This is a genomic window from Methylocystis sp. JR02, from assembly GCF_030063565.1.
Lineage (GTDB): Bacteria > Pseudomonadota > Alphaproteobacteria > Rhizobiales > Beijerinckiaceae > Methylocystis > Methylocystis iwaonis.
This window is the reverse complement of the sequence record NZ_JASIRC010000001.1, coordinates 1,361,637-1,379,234: the sequence shown is the minus strand read 5'-3', so window position 1 is coordinate 1,379,234 and position 17,598 is coordinate 1,361,637. Positions and strand designations below refer to the sequence as shown.

Annotated in this window: 18 protein-coding genes; 9 read left to right on the top strand and 9 right to left on the bottom strand. The window is 64.5% G+C overall.

What is annotated here, in order from left to right; all coding sequences use genetic code 11:
• Positions 1–277 precede the first annotated feature (277 nt).
• Complete coding sequence (locus QNA11_RS06665) at positions 278–835, bottom strand: hypothetical protein (RefSeq protein ID WP_283482405.1); 558 nt, start codon at positions 833–835, stop codon at positions 278–280.
• Positions 836–963: 128 nt separating this feature from the next.
• On the opposite strand from QNA11_RS06665, the gene olsB reads away from it, so the two are divergent.
• Entirely contained in the window at positions 964–1,854 is an 891-nt protein-coding gene (olsB, locus tag QNA11_RS06660) for a l-ornithine N(alpha)-acyltransferase (protein WP_281931745.1), read from the top strand.
• Positions 1,855–1,992: 138 nt separating this feature from the next.
• Here the strand turns inward: olsB and QNA11_RS06655 are convergent, their stop codons facing one another.
• Positions 1,993–2,733: a lysophospholipid acyltransferase family protein gene (locus QNA11_RS06655; RefSeq protein WP_283482404.1), complete on the bottom strand. Its 741-nt coding sequence runs from the start codon at positions 2,731–2,733 to the stop codon at positions 1,993–1,995.
• A 203-nt stretch (positions 2,734–2,936) separates the two neighbouring features.
• On the opposite strand from QNA11_RS06655, the gene QNA11_RS06650 reads away from it, so the two are divergent.
• The 7 genes from QNA11_RS06650 to QNA11_RS06620 all read left to right on the top strand — a co-directional run bounded on the left by QNA11_RS06650 (position 2,937) and on the right by QNA11_RS06620 (position 7,531).
• Positions 2,937–3,488: an SRPBCC family protein gene (locus QNA11_RS06650; RefSeq protein ID WP_283482403.1), complete on the top strand. Its 552-nt coding sequence runs from the start codon at positions 2,937–2,939 to the stop codon at positions 3,486–3,488.
• Between the two features lie 41 nt (positions 3,489–3,529).
• Entirely contained in the window at positions 3,530–4,117 is a 588-nt protein-coding gene (locus QNA11_RS06645; RefSeq protein ID WP_283482402.1) for an SRPBCC family protein, read from the top strand.
• Complete coding sequence (locus QNA11_RS06640; RefSeq protein ID WP_349362183.1) at positions 4,114–5,109, top strand: YVTN family beta-propeller repeat protein; 996 nt, start codon at positions 4,114–4,116, stop codon at positions 5,107–5,109. Before QNA11_RS06645 ends, QNA11_RS06640 begins: the two co-directional genes overlap by 4 nt.
• A gap of 21 nt (positions 5,110–5,130) precedes the next feature.
• On the top strand, positions 5,131–5,526 hold the full coding sequence (locus QNA11_RS06635) for a RusA family crossover junction endodeoxyribonuclease (RefSeq protein WP_283482400.1): 396 nt from the start codon (positions 5,131–5,133) through the stop codon (positions 5,524–5,526).
• On the top strand, positions 5,523–6,170 hold the full coding sequence (locus QNA11_RS06630) for a hypothetical protein (protein WP_283482399.1): 648 nt from the start codon (positions 5,523–5,525) through the stop codon (positions 6,168–6,170). The genes QNA11_RS06635 and QNA11_RS06630 overlap by 4 nt, the downstream gene beginning before the upstream one ends.
• Before the next feature lie 111 nt (positions 6,171–6,281).
• Positions 6,282–6,689, top strand: coding sequence for an NADH:ubiquinone oxidoreductase subunit NDUFA12 (locus QNA11_RS06625; RefSeq protein WP_283484170.1), 408 nt, complete (start codon positions 6,282–6,284; stop codon positions 6,687–6,689).
• Between the two features lie 89 nt (positions 6,690–6,778).
• The gene (locus QNA11_RS06620) at positions 6,779–7,531 is read left to right on the top strand and encodes a DUF2155 domain-containing protein (protein ID WP_283484169.1); all 753 of its coding nucleotides are present in this window, start codon (positions 6,779–6,781) and stop codon (positions 7,529–7,531) included.
• On the opposite strand, the gene aat is transcribed toward QNA11_RS06620, so the two are convergent.
• The 7 genes from aat to lptG form a co-directional block, all read right to left on the bottom strand.
• Positions 7,532–8,200, bottom strand: coding sequence for a leucyl/phenylalanyl-tRNA--protein transferase (gene aat / locus QNA11_RS06615; RefSeq protein WP_283482398.1), 669 nt, complete (start codon positions 8,198–8,200; stop codon positions 7,532–7,534).
• Positions 8,201–8,459: 259 nt separating this feature from the next.
• A complete protein-coding gene (accC, locus tag QNA11_RS06610) occupies positions 8,460–9,818 on the bottom strand; it encodes an acetyl-CoA carboxylase biotin carboxylase subunit (protein ID WP_202072770.1) in 1,359 nt (452 codons plus the stop codon).
• Positions 9,819–9,827: 9 nt separating this feature from the next.
• On the bottom strand, positions 9,828–10,439 hold the full coding sequence (gene accB, locus QNA11_RS06605; protein WP_283482397.1) for an acetyl-CoA carboxylase biotin carboxyl carrier protein: 612 nt from the start codon (positions 10,437–10,439) through the stop codon (positions 9,828–9,830).
• A gap of 19 nt (positions 10,440–10,458) precedes the next feature.
• The gene (gene aroQ / locus QNA11_RS06600; RefSeq protein WP_165055434.1) at positions 10,459–10,890 is read right to left on the bottom strand and encodes a type II 3-dehydroquinate dehydratase; all 432 of its coding nucleotides are present in this window, start codon (positions 10,888–10,890) and stop codon (positions 10,459–10,461) included.
• A 186-nt stretch (positions 10,891–11,076) separates the two neighbouring features.
• Positions 11,077–11,871, bottom strand: coding sequence for a DsbA family protein (locus tag QNA11_RS06595; protein ID WP_283482396.1), 795 nt, complete (start codon positions 11,869–11,871; stop codon positions 11,077–11,079).
• Between the two features lie 124 nt (positions 11,872–11,995).
• Entirely contained in the window at positions 11,996–14,599 is a 2,604-nt protein-coding gene (locus QNA11_RS06590) for an LPS-assembly protein LptD (protein WP_283482395.1), read from the bottom strand.
• Positions 14,599–15,684 (bottom strand): LPS export ABC transporter permease LptG, encoded by a 1,086-nt coding sequence (gene lptG / locus QNA11_RS06585; RefSeq protein WP_283482394.1) that lies wholly within the window; start codon positions 15,682–15,684, stop codon positions 14,599–14,601. Before lptG ends, QNA11_RS06590 begins: the two co-directional genes overlap by 1 nt.
• Positions 15,685–16,050: 366 nt before the next feature.
• Here lptG and QNA11_RS06580 point away from each other — a divergent pair, with 366 nt between their 5' ends.
• A complete protein-coding gene (locus QNA11_RS06580; RefSeq protein WP_283482393.1) occupies positions 16,051–17,595 on the top strand; it encodes a leucyl aminopeptidase in 1,545 nt (514 codons plus the stop codon).
• Positions 17,596–17,598 lie beyond the last annotated feature (3 nt).

The window sequence follows — 17,598 nt, the reverse complement described above, 5'->3', positions numbered from 1 at the left end:
CAGACGTTGGGAGGAACGCTTGCCGTGGCGCCATGATCTTGTGTCTCCACACTGCGCGAGTCTGAAGATGTCGTCAAGATATTGTGGCAGATATTAACAGGGAGACAACATGTGGAGAAATTTGTGAATTCTGGGGATAAATCCAGAGGCAAGGCCTCAAAAACGGGCTTTACCCCGTCGTTGCGAGCGAAGCGAAGCAATCCAGGGCCGGGACGACTGCTCTGGTTTGCTTCGTCGCTTTGCTCCTCGCAATGACGGGAGCGACTGAGCTTACAGGCTATTTACAACGCTCCGCAGGCGCGGACTTCAGCAGAAAAGCGTGGTTCTCGGCGTTGGCGGGGCTGAGGTAGAGGTAGCTTCCGCGCGCCTCGGGGCCCGGAAGCTCCAACCGCTCGCGGATCGTCAGCATTAGTCCTTCCGGCTTTTGCTCCAAAACAAAAGAGCCCGAGTCGTTGAACGAGACCCGGCAGGCGCGCACGCCGTCTTCCTTGCTCTTGCACCGCTCCGCTTCCTGCGCGGAGAGCGCGGCGTTGCAGACGAGGCCGGTCCGCTCCCAAAAACAGGCGCCGATCGTGCTGAAGGCGGTCTTGCCCGACCACATCGCGAGCATGGCGTCGGCGCGGATGCGCTGCTTTTCGCCGGGCGTCTCGGGGACGGACGTCTTGGCGACCGAGAGGGCGATCTTGCGCACGATCTGCCCGCGATGGGCCGCGAGCCAGGCCGCGTCGTAGACGCGTTCGTAGCAGCCCGCGAGCGGGACGATCTCCTCCGCGCAGGCCGGCGCCGCGAGCGCGATCGACGCCGTCAGGAGAAGCGCCTGCCGCCCAAAAATCATGCTTTGCCTCCGGAAGTTCGCGCGCGAAACTAGAGCCTGGCGGGGCTTGTGTCACCGGTCGGCGCGTCACAAAAGCTTTGTGGAATCGTGATGAAAAAATTTCCGTAATCGCGGGGGAATTATCGCGGATGTGGACCAGCCACGCGGATATTGGGCGGACGATCGCCGCTCTGACAAATCTTCAGCCGCCGTCGCCGCAGAAAAAGACCATTGTTGAAACGCTTGGCCGCATGGGCTCGCTCGAGGCGCGGCTCGCGTGTCGCAAGGGCGAGATCCGCAAGGCGCAGCGCCTGCGGTATGACGTCTTCTACAAGGAAGGCGGCGCGATCCCGGACGCCAAGACCGCCTTTACCCGTCGCGACGCCGACAAGTTTGACAAATATTGCGACCATCTGATCGTCATCGACCATGCGTGGACGAATAAGCGGGGCAAGGTGAAGCCGAAGATCGTCGGCGCCTATCGTCTGCTGCGTGGCGATATGGCTCAGAAGGCCGGCGGCTTTTACTCGGCCGGTGAATATGACATTGCGCCCTTGCTCGCGCGCCACGCCGGCAAGCGGATTCTCGAGCTCGGGCGCTCTTGCGTGCTGGAGTCGCATCGCAGCAAGCGCACGATCGAGCTGCTCTGGCGCGGCCTGCTGGCTTACATCCGCGCCCATCAGATCGACGTGATGATCGGCTGCGCCAGCTTTCCGGGCGTGAGCCCGCTCGCCCACGCCCAGGCGCTGAGCTATCTCGCCCATTACGCTGGCGCGCAGGGCGAGTGGCGGGTGAAGGCGAAGACCGATCTTTATGTGCCCATGGCCATGGCGCCGAAGGACAGCCTCGACGCCAAGGCGGCGCGCGAGGCGCTCTCGCCGCTCATCAAGGGCTATCTACGCCTCGGCGCGCGCTTCGGCGACGGCGCGGTGGTGGATTTGAAGTTCAACACGACGGATGTCTTCGTGGTGATGCCGGTCGCGGAGATCGGCGCGCGCTACATCGAATATTTCAGCGGCGTCGAGCGCCGCGCCGCTTAATCCTCTCGGCCAGCGGCCGCCCGTCATTGCGAGGAGCGTAAGCGACGAAGCAATCCAGAGCCACGACTCGGCTCTGGATTGCTTCGTCGCTTACGCTCCTCGCAATGACGGCGGTGGCCGGAGATTAGACTAGCGCCCTTACCCTCGCATCTCCTGCAACATTTCCCGCACCTGCGCTTCTGCCTCCGTCGCCAGCGCTTTGCGATCCTTGCCCTCGAAGGCGATAGCCTCGCCAAAGGCGATGCGGCAATGGACGCCGCCGCGTTTCATGAGGCTCCACAGATGCGGCAGGAAGGTCATGTCGCCATACCAGCCGACATCGACCGGCCGCGCCCCGTCCGTGTAAAGGATGGCCGCCGGCGCAACGGCCGCCGCGCCGTCATACCCCTGAATGGCGTCGAAATGCGCCGGCTTGAACGGCAGAACGTCGCCGCCCGCGCTCGACGTGCCTTCCGGAAAGACGACGAGATCGCGGTTCTCCCGCAACACCCCGCAGAGCGCGGCGTTGACCAACGGAATGTCCTTGCGCGAGCCGCGCGGCACGAAAACCGTGCCCTGCAGCCGCGCCAGAAAGCCGAGAACCGGCCAGCCCGCCACTTCGCTCTTGGCCAGAAAGACCAGCGGATAAAGGCTCGCGAGCGCGATGATGTCGGTCCAGGAGACATGGTTCGAGACCACGAAGCGTGGGCGCGAGGCGGGCAGGGCGCCCGCGGGCGCAACCTTGATGCCGATCACGCCGCACATCAGCCGGCAGAAGCCGGTTTGGATCGAGTGCTGGACCGCCCAGCCGCGCCGCCGCGCGATGGTTTGGATCGGAACGAGAAAGACGAAGGCGGCCGCCATGGCGGCGGCGAAGGCGAAAGCGCGGATATAGGGCATCGCCGCGCTGATCGCGCGGGCGTGAGACAGGCGTGTGACAAGGAGCAGGACGAATTCACCCGTAGCTGTCTCAGGAACGGGACGGATGCCCCCGCCGAGCGCCAGCGTCTTGCTGCGCCGCCCTTGACGTCGCCGCTTGCGGCGCCCTTATGTGCTCAGCCGCCGCGCTGGCGGTGGAGGAAGGTTCCCCAGGAGAAATTCCCATGTCCTTTGTGATTGCGCGCCGCGCTGTCGTCGTTGCGGCCCTCTCGCTCGTTTCCGCCGGGCTGGCGACGGCCCCCGCCTTCGCGCATGGCCCTTCGCGCCAGAAAGTGGTCGAGAAGATCGAGATCAATGCGCCGGCCGACAAGGTCTGGGCCATCGTCGGCAATTTCCAGGACATGAGCTGGCTGCCCCCGGTCGCCAAGACCGAAGGCACGGGCGGCAATGACGTCGGCGCCAAGCGCAAGCTGACGCTCAAGGACGGCGGCGTGATCGAGGAGTCGGTCACGAAATACGACGCGGCCGGCAAGTCGATCGCCTATAAGATCGACAATGTCGACGTGAAGGTTCTGCCGGTGAACAACTATTCCTCGACGATCACCGTCAAGGACGCGGGCGGCAAGACGGAAGTCGAATGGAAGGGCGCCTTCTATCGCGGCTTCATGAACAACGACCCGCCGCCGGAGCTCTCCGACGAAGCGGCGATCAAGGCCGTCACGGGCGTCTACACCGCCGGCCTCGCCGGGCTGAAGGCCAAGGCCGAAGGCAAGTAACCGGTAACCCAGCGCGAGAGGGGCGCCGGGAGGATTGTAAAATGTCCAACCTGTCCCGCCGCGCCGCGCTTCTCGCGCTGGCGGCGTTTGCGTCGCTGGCGTCGGCGGCCGTCGCCGGCGCCGAGCCCCCCACGCCGGGGCCCAATTCCTGGGCCGCGCATGGCGCGGCCCCACTCAAATCGGTCGAGACCATCGTCATCGACGCACCGCCCGAAAAGGTTTGGGCGGTGGTGGCCGATTTCGCCCATTATGACTGGCTCCCCGGCGTGAAAAGCGTCGAGGCCAGCGGCGGCAATGAGCCGGAGAAGGCCAAGCGAAAGCTCCTTATGGCCGATGGCGGCGCGGTGGAGGAAACGCTCGTGCGATGGGAGGCCGAGCGTATGACGATCGCCTGGCATCGCGACCATGACGATGTGAAGCGCCTGCCGGCCATCAATTACATGACGCATGTGACGGTGAAGCCCGCGGGCGAAGGCAAGTCGCTCGCCGAATGGAAGGGCCGCTTCTATCGCGGCCATCCGTTCAACGACCCGCCGCTGGGCCTCGACGACGACACAGCGCTCGTCGCCGTCACGGCGCTGCACCGCGCCAATCTCGCGGCTCTGAAGGCGCGGGTGGAGGGGAGATGATTTCTCGGATCGCGAGCCTTCAGGCTCGCTTTTGCAAATGCGCGCCTGAAGGCGCGCGGTCCAAAGCTTTTGCGATTTTGCTCGCGCTCGTCTGTTTCCCTGCCCAAGCCGACGAAGCATTTATCACATCACAAGGGGCCGATGTGCTCGATATTATCGACGTCGCAACCATGACGCCGCTCGCGCGCCTTCCCATCGGCGGCAAGCCGGCGGGGATTGCGGTCAGCCGCGATGGCGCGCGCGCCTATGTGACGAGCCCGGAAGGCAAGTTTCTCACGATCATCGACGCCAAAGCGCATAAGGTCGAACGACGCATCGCGATCGCAGGCGGGCCGCTCGGCGTCGCCGCCGCCCCGGATGGCAAGCGCGTCTATGTCGCCGACCTCTATGGCCGCCGGCTCGTCGAGATCGACCCGGAGCAGGGCGAGCTGCGCGCTGTCGGCGTCGGGGCGATGGCTTCGGGGGTCGCCGTGACGCCCGACGGCAAGACCATCATCGTCGCAGATCGCGACGACAACGCAGTCTCCTTCATCGACGCGGAAAGCTTCACGCGCGTCGCAACGCTGGCGGTCGGCAAGCATCCATTCGGCGTGACGATCGACGCCGCAGGCGCCCGCGCCTATACGGCCAATGTCGAATCGGACGATGTCAGCGTGATCGACATCGCCGCCCGCAAGGTCGTCGGGACGCTGAAGACGCAAAGCCGGCCCTATACGGCGGCGCTGGCGAGCGGGCGGATTTTTGTCGCCAACCAGCACGCCGATAGCGTGAGCGTCTTCAACGCGGCGACATTCGCGCCTTTGGGCGTCGTGAAAGTCGGCGAATATCCCGAAGGAATTGCCGCGGGCGGCGATGGTTCGCGGGTGTACGTGACGAGCTGGTTTTCAAACGAACTCTGGTCCATCGACGCCAAAACCCTGAAAGTCGAGGGCAAGGTCGAGACGGGGGACGGACCGAGGGCTTTTGGGGCGTTCGTCAAGACGATGGAGTGAACTTTGGAAATTCATTTCCCTTTGGAATTTATTGTTGAAGGCGCGCCGGTTTCCCTACAGACGAAAAGAGCGGCTTCTAAGCGTGATTGGCAGGACAGGGTGCGGGCGGCAAGCCGCTTCGCCTTACCCTCCGATTACTTCGCGAGCGACGACCGGATCGCCGTCACGCTCTATTATTTCCCCGACAGCGCCATGGACGGCGACATAGACAATATCGTCAAGCCGATCCTGGACGCGCTGAGCCAGCAGGTTTACCTTGACGATGGACAAGTTGAGCGGGTCGTCGTGCAGAAATTCGAACCTGACGGCATATTCCGTTTCGCCGCGCCGAGCTCCACGCTGGAAAAAGCTCTCACGCAGACGAAGCCGCTTCTCTATGTAAAGCTTTCCGATGATCCGTTCGAGGAACTGGCATGAGAGAGCCCGAGCATTCGAGACGGCTCATTATCGACCAGCTTGCGCCCCGGCTGGAGGCGGAGGGTTATTCGGTCGTCTATGAACCGCCCCGGCAACTGCTGCCTCCGTTCATGGGGAGCTACGTGCCCGACGCAATCGCGCTAGGGCAGGACAAAAAAATCGCAATCGAGGTCATTGTCGAAGGCCAGTCAAGTGAGGCCAAGGAGCGCGATTTGCGGCGGCTCTTCAGAGATGCGCGCGACTGGGAGCTCAATGTCTATTTCGTGCGGCCGGGCGAAGCAGAAGAGCTTTCTCCGGTCTCCCTCCACGCGATCGAGGACGCCATAGAATCGCTCGAGAGCTTGGCGCAGGCAGGCGCTCTGGCGGCGGCCTTGATAATGGGCTGGGGGATTTTCGAGGCGTTGGCGAGGTATCTGGCGCCCGATAAATACCGGAAGCCGCAAACGCCGGCGCGGCTGGTCGAATCTCTCGCGAACAGCGGCTATGTCACGCCCTCGGAAGCGGATTTCCTCCGTGAGGCAGGCCGGCTTCGCAATAGCTTGGCGCACGGCGATTTGGAGCGGGGCGTCAAGGAAGGCGATGTTCGGCGGCTTATCGCCGTGCTGCGTGAGCTGCGCACCTTGGCCGTCGATGGGGTGCACTGAATAAGCTTGGCCCGGCGCCCCTAGACACCGCCGCGTCGCAACGCCATAAGGAGCGCAATGACGCCGACTGGCCGGCGCAAGGCGCGCCGCAAAGAAGAGGCCGAACGCATTATGTCCATCTTCACCCGTTTCTTCACCTGGTGGGATCGCGCGACCCTCAACACGAGCCTGTGGACCGCGCTCTATGGCGAACGCGTGGGGACGGATGAGTTCGGCAATGTCTATTACCGCCGCCGCGGCGGAAAGAAGGACAAGGCGCTGGGCATCGAGCGCCGCTGGGTGATCTTCAACGGCTATTGCGAAGGCTCCGCGATTCCGCAGGGCTGGCACGGCTGGCTGCATCACACGGTCGATACGCCGCCCACCAAGGAAAACTACGCCCGCAAGGAGTGGGAGTTGCCGCATCAGCCGAATTTGACCGGCACGCCGCTCGCCTACCGTCCGCCGGGATCGCAGCTTTCGACCGGCGAGCGCACGCCGAGCGGCGGCGACTATGTCGCCTGGCGGCCGGAGGGCTGATTCCCCTTCCGTCCACGGAAACGCCTTTCTTGCCTGTTTATGTCGGTCCAGCGTTTTCCTCTGGCCGCTGCGCGCGGCGCGGTGACATGATGATCTCATCCCTTCGTTACGGCTTGGCGCTCGGCGCCTTCACGGCCGCGCTCTTTGGCGTGGCCGCCGCCGAGCCCATCCGCCATCCCACCGCCATCTTCGCCGGTCTCGACAAGACGACCGGCCGCATCATCAATTTCGACGTGGCGATCGACGAGACCGTCCAATTCGGTTCGCTGAATGTGACGCCGCGCGTCTGCAATACGCGGCCGCAGACCGAAGCGCCGCAGACGACGAGCTTCGTCGAGGTCGATGAGGTCGCGAGCCGGCTGGAGCGGCAGGCAAAGGCCGAGTTGAAGGACGCGCGCGCGGACGCCAAGCCCGAGACGCGGCAGGAGGCCAAGCGCATCTTCTCCGGCTGGATGTTCGCGGCGAGCCCCGGCCTCCATGGCGTGGAGCATCCAGTCTACGACGTCTGGCTCGTCGATTGTAAGGGCGGCAAGGAGAACGCGCCTGCGCCGGTCGCCGCCGAGGAGCCGTCCGTAGACGGCGCCGCCGCGCCTGCACCGGAAACGGGCCGCAAGAAGCGCTCACGCAAGGTGGAGCCCAAGGCTCCGGCGCCGGTGGAGAACGCGCCGATCGGCCCGTCTGATTCGGTTCCGCCGCAGCCGGCCATGGACGGCGCCCCCGCGCCCGACGCCGGCGCGGCCGAAGCCCCGGCGCAGCCTCAGCCACAGAAGAAAAAGAAGAGGCGGTCGTCGCCCGCCGTGACGCCTGTGGAGCCGCAGCCGGGCGGGCTTCTGCCGTTCTGATCAATCCTCGAGCGCGGCGAGCGCCTGTTGGCCGGAGACCTTCTCCTCCGGCTTCCAGACGTGGAAGTTCGCCACGACGCAGAGCGCCTCTTCCAGCGCGCGATGATAGGAGTCCCGCGAGATCTCGATCGCGCCCAGCGAGGCGAGATGCGTGGTCATGAATTGCGTGTCGAGCAATTGAAAGCCGCCGGCGCGCAGCCGCGCCACGAGATGGGCAAGCGCCACTTTGGAAGCGTCGCGCTCACGATGGAACATGCTCTCGCCGAAAAAGGCGCCGCGTAACGCCACGCCATAGAGACCGCCGACGAGCTGACCGTCGCGCCAGCATTCCACCGTATGGGCGAAGCCCATGTCGAAAAGCTGGCGATAGAGGCGGCGGATTTCGTCGTTGATCCAGGTCTTCTCGCGATCCGGCGCGGGTGCGGCGCAAGCTTCGATCACAGCGTCGAAGTCGCGGTCGACGACGACCTCGAAACGATCCGAGCGCACGGTCTTGGCGAGCGAGCGCGAGACGACGAAGGTCTCCAGCGGAAAGATCGCGCGCTTTTCGGGGTCGACCCAGAAGAGCTGGTCGTCCTCGGCGCTCTCCGCCATGGGAAAGAGACCGATGGAATAGGCGCGCAGCAAAAGCTGCGGCGTGATGGCGTAGGAGGCGCCGGGTTTCGACATAGGTAAAAGGATAGCGCCTTATCTGGAAAAATGCAGCGGTCGCTATTCGGCAAACTTTATCAGGCCGTCGCCGCGGACGCCACTTATGCGGAGACGGCGGGTGGGGGGAGAGTTCGGTCCTTCCGGCGGTCTCCGTCATTGCGAGGAGCGCAGCGACGAAGCAATCCAGAGCCGCGATGACGCTCTGGATTGCTTCGCTCCGCTCGCAATGACGGACTTCCCTTCGCTTACTCGGGCGTCCGCAACTCGATGAGGATAATCAAACCTCCGGCTCGATCCCGCCTGTCGCCAGGAAATGCTCGAGCCAATGGATGTCGTAGATCCCGTTCTGCACGTCGGCGTTGCGCACCAACGTGCGGAACAGCGGCAGCGTCGTGTCGATGCCGTCGACGATGAATTCGTCGAGCGAGCGGCGCAGGCGCATGAGCGCCTCTGTGCGGTTGCGGCCGTGGACGATCAGCTTGCCGATCAGCGAGTCGTAGTTGGGCGGGATCGAATAGCCCTGATAAACAGCCGAATCGACCCGCACGCCGACGCCGCCCGGCGGATGGTAGTAGGCGATGCGGCCCGGCGAGGGGCGGAAGGTCAACGGATGTTCGGCGTTCACGCGGCACTCGATCGCATGGCCATAGAACTGCACGTCTTCTTGTTTCATCGAGAGCGGCGAGCCGGCCGCAACCCTGATCTGTTCGCAGACAAGATCGACTCCCGTAATCGATTCGGTGACAGGGTGCTCGACCTGAATGCGCGTGTTCATCTCGATGAAATAGAACTCGCCATTCTCGTAAAGGAACTCGACCGTGCCCGCGCCGGCATATTGCAATTCGCGCATGGCCTTGGCGCAGACTTCGCCGATCTCGCGGCGCTGCGTGTCGTTGAGCGCGGGGGAGGGGGTTTCCTCGAACACCTTCTGGTGACGGCGCTGCAAAGAGCAGTCGCGCTCGCCCAGATGAATGGCCTGGCCCTTGCCGTCACCGAAAACCTGGATTTCGATATGGCGCGGCTTTTCGAGATATTTCTCGATGTAGACCGTGTCGTCGCCAAAGGCGGCCTTGGCTTCCGTGCGCGCCGTCGCCATGGCGACGCCGAGGTCATGCGCGTCGCGCGCGACCTTCATGCCGCGTCCGCCGCCGCCGGAAGCCGCTTTCACCAGCACGGGGAAGCCGATCTTCTGCGCGACCTTCAGCGCCTCCTTCTCGGAGAGCACGGGACCATCCGAGCCCGGCACGCAGGGAATGCCGAGGCGCTTGGCGGTGGCCTTCGCCTCGATCTTGTCGCCCATCAGCCGGATATGTTCGGACTTGGGGCCGATGAAGGTGATGTTGTGCTCTTCGAGGATTTCGGCGAAGCGGGCGTTCTCGGAGAGAAAGCCATAGCCCGGATGCACGGCGTCGGCGCCGGTGATCTCGCAGGCCGACAGCAGCGCCGGGATGTTGAGATAGGAATCGCGCGCCGCCGGCGGGCCGATGCAGACGGATTCGTCGGCGAGCTTCACATGCATGGCGTCGGCGTCGGCGGTCGAATGCACCGCCACGGTGGCGACGCCGAGCTCCTTCGCCGCGCGCAAGACGCGCAGCGCGATTTCGCCGCGATTGGCGATGAGGATTTTGTCGAACATCCGCGCGCCTTATTCGATCACGAGGAGAGGTTCGCCATATTCGACCGGCTGGCCGTCCTCGACGATGATCGCGGTGACGACGCCCGATTTCGGCGCGACGATGTCGTTGAAGGTCTTCATCGCTTCGATCAGCAGCAGCTTGTCGCCGGCCGAAACGCGCGAGCCGATCTCGATGAAGGGCTTGGCGTCGGGGTTGGGGCGCAGATAGGCTGTGCCGACCATCGGCGATTTGACCGCGCCAGGATGTTCGGCGAGGGATTCCTCGGTCGGCGGCGCAGCGGGCGCTGGCGCTGCGATGGGGGCGGGCGCAGCGACAGGCGCGGGCGCATAAGCCGTCTGCGCCGGGGCGGCGATGGTGACGGTCGCGGGCGCGGCGAGCGGGGCCGGCGTGCGGGCGGCGCGAATGCGCAGATCGCCCTTCTCGACCTCGAACTCGGTGAGATCGCTCTGCGCGACGAGCTCTGCGATGGTGCGCAGCAGCGCAGGGTCGATCAAAGGCGCGGGCGCGACGGCGGCGCGAGGCGCGGCCGTACGGGTCGGGGCGGGCGTGCGAACGGGGGCGGCGGCGGCCGAGGAGCGGCGGCCGCGCGTGGTCTTGGTGGGCTGTGCTTTGCGCGCCATGGTTTTTCCCAGGTCTTTCTCAGATGTTTTGGAGAATGGCCTCGAGGGCCAGCAAATATGAAAGCGGGCCGAAGCCCGCGATGACTCCCCGCGCCGCCGGGGAAATATAGGAGTGATGGCGGAAGCTCTCCCGCGCATGCACATTGGAAAGATGGACTTCGATGACGGACGCCTGCGCGCCTTTGATCGCGTCGTAAAGCGCGATCGAGGTATGGGTCAGGGCGCCGGCGTTGAGGATGACCGGCGCGCCCGCGGCGCCCGCCTCCTGAATCCAAGTGACGAGATCGCCCTCGAAATTCGATTGCTTGAAGACGAGCGAGACGCCCTTCGCGCTGCAGCGTTCGTCGAGCTGGGCGCGGATGTCGTCCAAGGTCGCCGATCCGTAGATCCCGGGTTCGCGCTTGCCGAGAAGGTTGAGATTTGGACCGTTGAGCACGTGTACGGCTGACATTGCCTTCCCGAACGATCGATTTTCTTCAAAGAGCGAAGCGCGTCTCTCTTAGCCGCATTGGCCCCGCAAAGGAAGCCCGGCAGGAAAGGGCGCACCGGACCGCGCGCCTTCAGGCGCTCTTTAATGCGAGCCCGAAGGCGCGCGGTCCGGTCAATGCGAGCCTGAAGGCTCGCGGTCCTCGCGTCCTCAGCAGGTCGCCTTGCCGCATTTGCGTATGTTGTCGACCTTCGCCTTGAGCTGCGCAAAGGGCAGGCCGCCCACGACGGCCTCCTTGCCGATGACCCATGACGGCGTGCCGTCGAATTTGAGCTGTTCGGCGAGAGCGGCGACTTCTTTCAGCGCGGCCTGCGTCTCGGCGCTGTCGGCGTCTTTCTCGAGCCGGTCGATATCCGCGCCGACTTCCTTCGCCGCCGCGATGGCCTGCTGCTTGCCGATGTGACCGCGCGTCGAGAGCAGCTTCTTGTGGAATTCCCAGAATTTCGCGGGCGAGAGCTGCATGCGGGCGGCGGTCGCGATATGCGCGACATCGACCGAGTCCGCCCCAAGAATCGGGAAATCCTTGAGAACGACGCGCAGCTTCGGATCGGTTTCGATGAGCTTCGCGACCGAGGCGAGCGATTGCTTGCAGTAGCCGCAGTTGTAGTCGAAGAATTCGACCAGCGTGACGTCGCCGTCCGGATTGCCGACGACGGCCTGATTTGCCGAATGGACGATCTTCTCGCCGTGTTCCACGACGGCTTTCTCGCGCGACGCCAGCTCCGCCGCTTCCTCGCGTTTCTTGAGCGCCTCGATCGCCTCGCGGATCACTTCCGGATTCGAAACGAGATAGTCGTGGATGATTTTCTGGATGCCGGCCTTTTGCTGGTCGGAAAAGGCGTCGGCCGCCCGCGACGGCGTCGCGCCGGCGAAAATGACCCCTGCAAGGGCGCCGGCGACGGCAAGAACGCGCCAGGACGCAGCGAGGGACGGGGAAAGGCGCATCGATTTCTCCTTCATGCGCGGGGCGATAAAGCGCCTTCCGCAATTCGGGGCGTGTTCTGGAGTGAGGCCGCTTTTAACAGACGGCCTCGCCCCTGTCATTCAGGGGGCCGAGGCCGTCGTTTGATCAGCGCATGTAGCTTCCGCCGTAGCCGCTCGAATAGGAGCTGCCCGACGTGGCGTTGCGCACGCCGTCGTTCACGAGCACCGAGCCGAGGCCGTAATTGAAGCGCGCCTCGCCCAGCGTGCGGAACTGCAGGGACACCATGACGGCCTGGTTGCGCGCCGGCAGGCCGGTGTTCGCCTGCGGCTGATAGATTTGGGAGTAATTGATCGACAGCGTCGTGCATTCGTCGTGATAGCCGACGCCCGCGCCCAGCGCCGCGACCGAGAAGAGCGGCGCCGTGCCGTTGAGATTGGCGCCCGTATAGGCGGTGTACAGATACGGGTTTTGAGTGAGATTATTGTAGAGATAACGGCTCATGTCGAAAGTGACGGTGCCGTTCAGGAAATAATTCTTGGTGATATCGTAGCGGCCAGTGGCCGAAAGACCCTGCCGGCGGACGTCGAAGCCGATCGCCGGCTGGGACGCGTAATTGGCGTATTGCAACTGCAGGGACAGCGGATCGAAGTTGAATGTCGCGAACAGATCGATGCGCTTCGCGATCAGGCTTTCCTTGTCGAAGCGACCCTTCGCGACAAAGCTCATGAAGGAGGCGGGCGCAAAGGCGAAACGGCCGACGATGTCGGACGTGCGCCTGTTGAGTCCCGAGTTCAGGCCGACATTGGCGGCGTCGGCGGTGGCGTAGCCATTGGCGCCGGCGAGCTGCGTCGACTGGCCGACCATGGCGTTGACGAAGCCGCCATTGCCGAGTGTCAGAGTGGCCTGCCCGCCGTAGTTCAGGCGCGTGCCGGTCTCGAAGCGGTCGTAGCCCGAGAATTTGTTCCATTCGAACAAGGTCGAGTCGTCGAAGACGAGGCTCTGCGCGTCCATATTGACGAGCGAGGGAATCGACGTCTGGTTCGGGCGCGCGACAATTTGTGCGATGGGCTCGACGACAAAATTGCCGATGGGGCTGCGCGCGAGGATGGGATAGCGCCATTCGGCGCCGAAGCCCGGCGTCGCCTGACCGCGAAAGCGCTGATCCAGGCCGTCCAGAAACAGGCCCTGATTGGCGTTGGGGATCGGTTGCCAGGAACTATTGTAGATCGGGTAGAGGCCCTGCCGGTCGTAATCGAGGTAGCTGCCGGTGAAACGCGCGAAGGCGAAGGCCGTCCAGACCCCGCCGACGGGGTCGATGACCTTGCGTTTCCAGTCGCCCATGACCGTGGCGTGCTGGTAGGCGCCGCCGATGCCGCGCAACAGGCACGTGCTGCGCTGTGGAACGACGTCGCGATTGTAGGACTGACAGACGTTGTAAAGGCCGTAGATCCTGTCCAGCGTGCGCGGGTTGATCGACTCGTAATTGGCGACGTCCGCCGAGGTGCTCGTGAAATTGGCGTCGATTTCGATCTGGCCGCCGACGCCGGCGGTCTTGGCCGGATCGACGTCGAAGACACGATTATAGTCGATCACCGGATGCACGAGCGGCTGCTGGGCCTGCACGTCGCTGGGCGAGAGACCCTGGAAGTAATAGCCGCGCATGTCGAAATAGCTGCGCGGACCCTGGCCGTTCAGATAGATCGTCGAGGACGATTCGCGGAAGTAATAGTTCTGCAGGAGATAGTTGAACTGCTTGTAGTCCTGCAGAAAATAGCGATCCGAGAGCGCCGTTATGTCCCAGCCGGCGCGCCAGCGATCGTTGAGCCAGAAGTCGCCCTGAGTCTGGAGCGCGCCGCGCCATTCCCGATTGCGGGCGCCATAGGGAGCGATGGCGAAGGCGCTCGGATCGCCGACATGCGTGCCTTCGGCGCGGATCGAGAATCCGCCGTTCTCGAAGCGCTTTCGGAACTCGCCCGTCAGGAAGGGCCCTTGGCGGGAGAAGATGGTGGGCGTGATGGTGAGGTCGGAGTCGGGCGAAATCGCCCAGAAATAGGGAACCCCGACGCCCGCGCCGAGCTGTGAGCGATAGGTGAAGACGGGCGTCAGCAAGCCGGACTTGCGCTTCACCGTCGGATCGGCGGAGGACCAGAAGGGCACATAGGCGATCGGCGTTCCGAGGAACTCGAAGGTCGCGTCCTCGTAATAGATCGTCTTCTCGGCGTTGTCGTGGATGATCCGCTTGGCCTTCAATTGCCAGGTGCGCGGCTTCGACGGGTCGTCCTTGCAGGCCTCGCAGGCCGTATAGGCGCCCATGTCGAAGGTCGTGACGCCATCCGTGCGTTCGGCGCGCGGCGCGCTGAAATGGGTGTCGTCGGCCGTGTCGACCTGGAGGCTCTCGATGAAGCCGGCCTTGAAGTCGTCGGTCAGGTCGAAGCGCTCTGCGCGGGCGATCGTGCCATTGGTCTCGGTGAGCTTGGCGTGGCCCTCCGCATAGACCCGTGACGTGTTGCGGTCATAGACCACGCGGTCCGCCTCGAGCAGGCGGCCCTTATAGAGAAGCTGCACCTGGCCACGCGCCGTGACGGTGTTGGCTTTCTCGTTATAAATCATCTCCTTGGCCTCGACGACCATGCGCGCGCCGGCGCCTTCCGGCGCGGCCGAGGCAGGCAAAGCAAAGACCGCCGCGCCGCCCGTTAAGGCGGCGACGCTGGAGAGGAGAGCCGAGAGGCGGCGAAGGCGGCGAGACATCAGCCGTCCTCCGAATAGAGCAAAGTAAGCGTGCCCAACATGCTCCCGACGAGTGCAGGCGACCATGCGGCGACGAGTGGAGAGATCATCCCGGCGCCCCCGAGGTCGGAGAAGATTTTAGTGGCGATGTAAAGCACGAAGCCAGCCACAACGCCACCGGAAAGCGTCTTGGCCACGCCGCCGAACCGAAAGAACCTTAACGAAAAGCTCGCGGCGACCAGGACCATGGCGACGAGAAGCAGGGGGCGCGCCAGAAGGGTCTGGAACTGCAGCTTATATTCTGTCGCGTCGAGTCCAGCCTCGGTCGTGCGGGCCGTCATTTCCGGCAGATCCCAAAAGGGCGTGCCCTGCGCCGGCGTCGTGGCGGCGGCGGCTTGCTCGGGAGTGATGTCGGTCGCGAGCATATAAGAATCGACCTGGCGGGCGGGTTCGCCGGGCGCGCTGACCGTCGCCCCTTGCAGCACCCACACGCCCGGCTCGAGATGCGCCTTGCCGGCCTCCACGCGCTCGACGAAGCCGCCGTCGGCAGAATAGATATTGACGCTCACGCCCTCGAGATCGACGCCGCTGTTGGCCGTCAGATTTGCGTGAATGACGGCAAGGCCGTCGACGCCATGCTGACGCAGCCACACGCCGCGATCGACGCGAACGCTCCCCTCCCGCCCGAACAGCTCGAGCTCCATCTGATCCGAGCGCTGTTTCATTTTGGCGGAGAGCGGGTTGTAGATCGTCACCGAGACGATCCCGATGAGCAGCGCGGCGAGCGCCGGCGCGGCGACGAATTGCCAGACCGACATGCCGGCGGCGCGCGCCACGATCAGCTCAAGCTTGCGGGTCAGGTCGACGAAGGTCGCCATGGAGCCGAAGAGAACGGCGAAGGGGAGAATCATCTCCGCCGCGGCCGGCACCTTCATGACCGTCATCAGCGCGATCATTCCCGCGCCGGCCGCCGGATTGTCGCTGGCGCGGCGCAGCGTCTCGACGAAGACGACGACGAACATAAGGCAGAAGATGGCGAAAAAAATCGCCAGGATGGCGCGCGTGAAGCGCATGCCGAAATAGCGGGTGATGGTCACGCCGATCATGACCGCGCTCCGGCGCGGCGGAGCGAGGCATAGGCCGGGGCGCGGCATCGCGTCATCGTCGCCATCGGCCTCGGTTCGCTCCTTCTCAAGTGACTCAAAACGCAGCGTTAAACGCTCATTAACGATCGCTAGACGCTCCCGCGCGTCCAGGCAAGCGCCGCTCCGGATACGGTCGAGGTTCAGACTAATTCATTTCTCGAGCGTTGCTTTTGCGCAACGTCGGCATTTTCTGGCCCGATCGCGGCGATTTGGGGGCGCGACCCGGCGAGGCTATTTGACCGGGGCCCTTGGCCGCGATATTGCGCGACCAATGTTTTCTTCAGCGCGGCCAATTCTAGCGCCGCGCGACCCTCCAGCGAGGCGGCAATGTCTCTCAATGCGAAATTCGAGGTCCTTTCCTTCGATGAGGCGGAGGCCGCTCTGCGCGCGCCCGAGGACGCCGCCCGCCCGCGAACCCTCGTCGTTTTCGCCGGAAACGAGCTTGCGATGTCGGAGCGCGTCAAGGCGCTGTTGAAGGAGGCGCAGGCGCAGATCGAGCGGGCTGCGGGCGCGACGAAGTTCAAGGGCAAGGCCGGTTCGGCGCTGGAGATCCTCGCGCCTGTCGGCGTGGCGGCGAGCCGGCTCCTTGTTATCGGCGTGGGGGCCGGCAATTCGGACGATTCCGACAAGCCCGCCAAATTCGAGGACTATCTGTCGCTCGGCGGCCAGACGGCTGGGAAGCTGGCTGTGGGCGCGGCGGCCGTGGTCCTGTTCGACCTGCCGGAAGCGCCGTCCGAGCCAGCCGCTGCGGCGGCGCAATTCGCGCTCGGCGGCTGGCTGCGCGCCTATAAATTCGATCAATACAAGACGAAGAAGAAAGACGAGGACAAGGACGGTCCGATCGAGATCCAGCTCGGCGTCGCCGACGCGGAGAGCGCGAAAGCGCATGTGCTCGAGGCTACGCACACCGCCGAGGCGGTGGTTCTGGCCCGCACGCTGGTCAATGAGCCCGCCAATGTGTTGTCGCCGGCCGAATTCGCCCGCCGCGCCTCGGAGCTGATGAAGCTCGGCGTCGAGGTCGAAATCCTCGACGAGAAGGCCATGGCGGAGCTCGGCATGCGGGCGCTGCTCGGCGTCGGGCAGGGCTCCGAGAATGAGAGCCGCCTTGTCGTGCTGCGCTGGAACGGCGGCGCGGCCGGCGCCGCGCCCGTCGCCTTCGTCGGCAAGGGCGTCGTCTTCGACACCGGCGGCATTTCGATCAAGCCCGCCGCCTCCATGGAGGATATGAAGGGCGACATGGCCGGCGCGGCGGCCGTCACCGGCGCGCTCTACGCCATCGCCGCGCGCAAGGCGAAGGCCAATGTCGTCGGCGTGCTCGGCCTCGTCGAGAACATGCCCGACGGCAAGGCGCAGCGGCCCGGCGACATTGTCAAATCCATGTCCGGCCAGACCATCGAGGTCATCAATACCGATGCGGAAGGCCGCCTGGTGCTCGCCGACGCGCTCACTTATGTGATCGAGAAGCACAAGCCGGCCGCGGTCGTCGATCTGGCGACGCTGACCGGCGCAATTCTCGTGGCGCTGGGCCAGGAATATGCAGGCCTGTTCTCGAACAACGACGACCTCTCCGAGCGCCTTACCAAGGCGGGCACGGCGACGGGGGAGAAGCTGTGGCGCTTCCCGATGGGTCCGTACTACGACAAGCTCATCGACTCGAAATTCGCCGATATGAAAAACACCGGCGGGCGTCACGGCGGCTCCATCACGGCGGCGCAGTTCCTCCATCGTTTCGTCGGCAAGACGCCCTGGGCGCATCTCGACATCGCCGGCACGGGCATGGGCTCGCCTTCGAGCGACGTGAACCAGAGCTGGGGTTCCGGCTTCGGCGTGCGGCTGCTCGATCGGCTGGTGAAGGATCATTACGAGGGGTAAGAA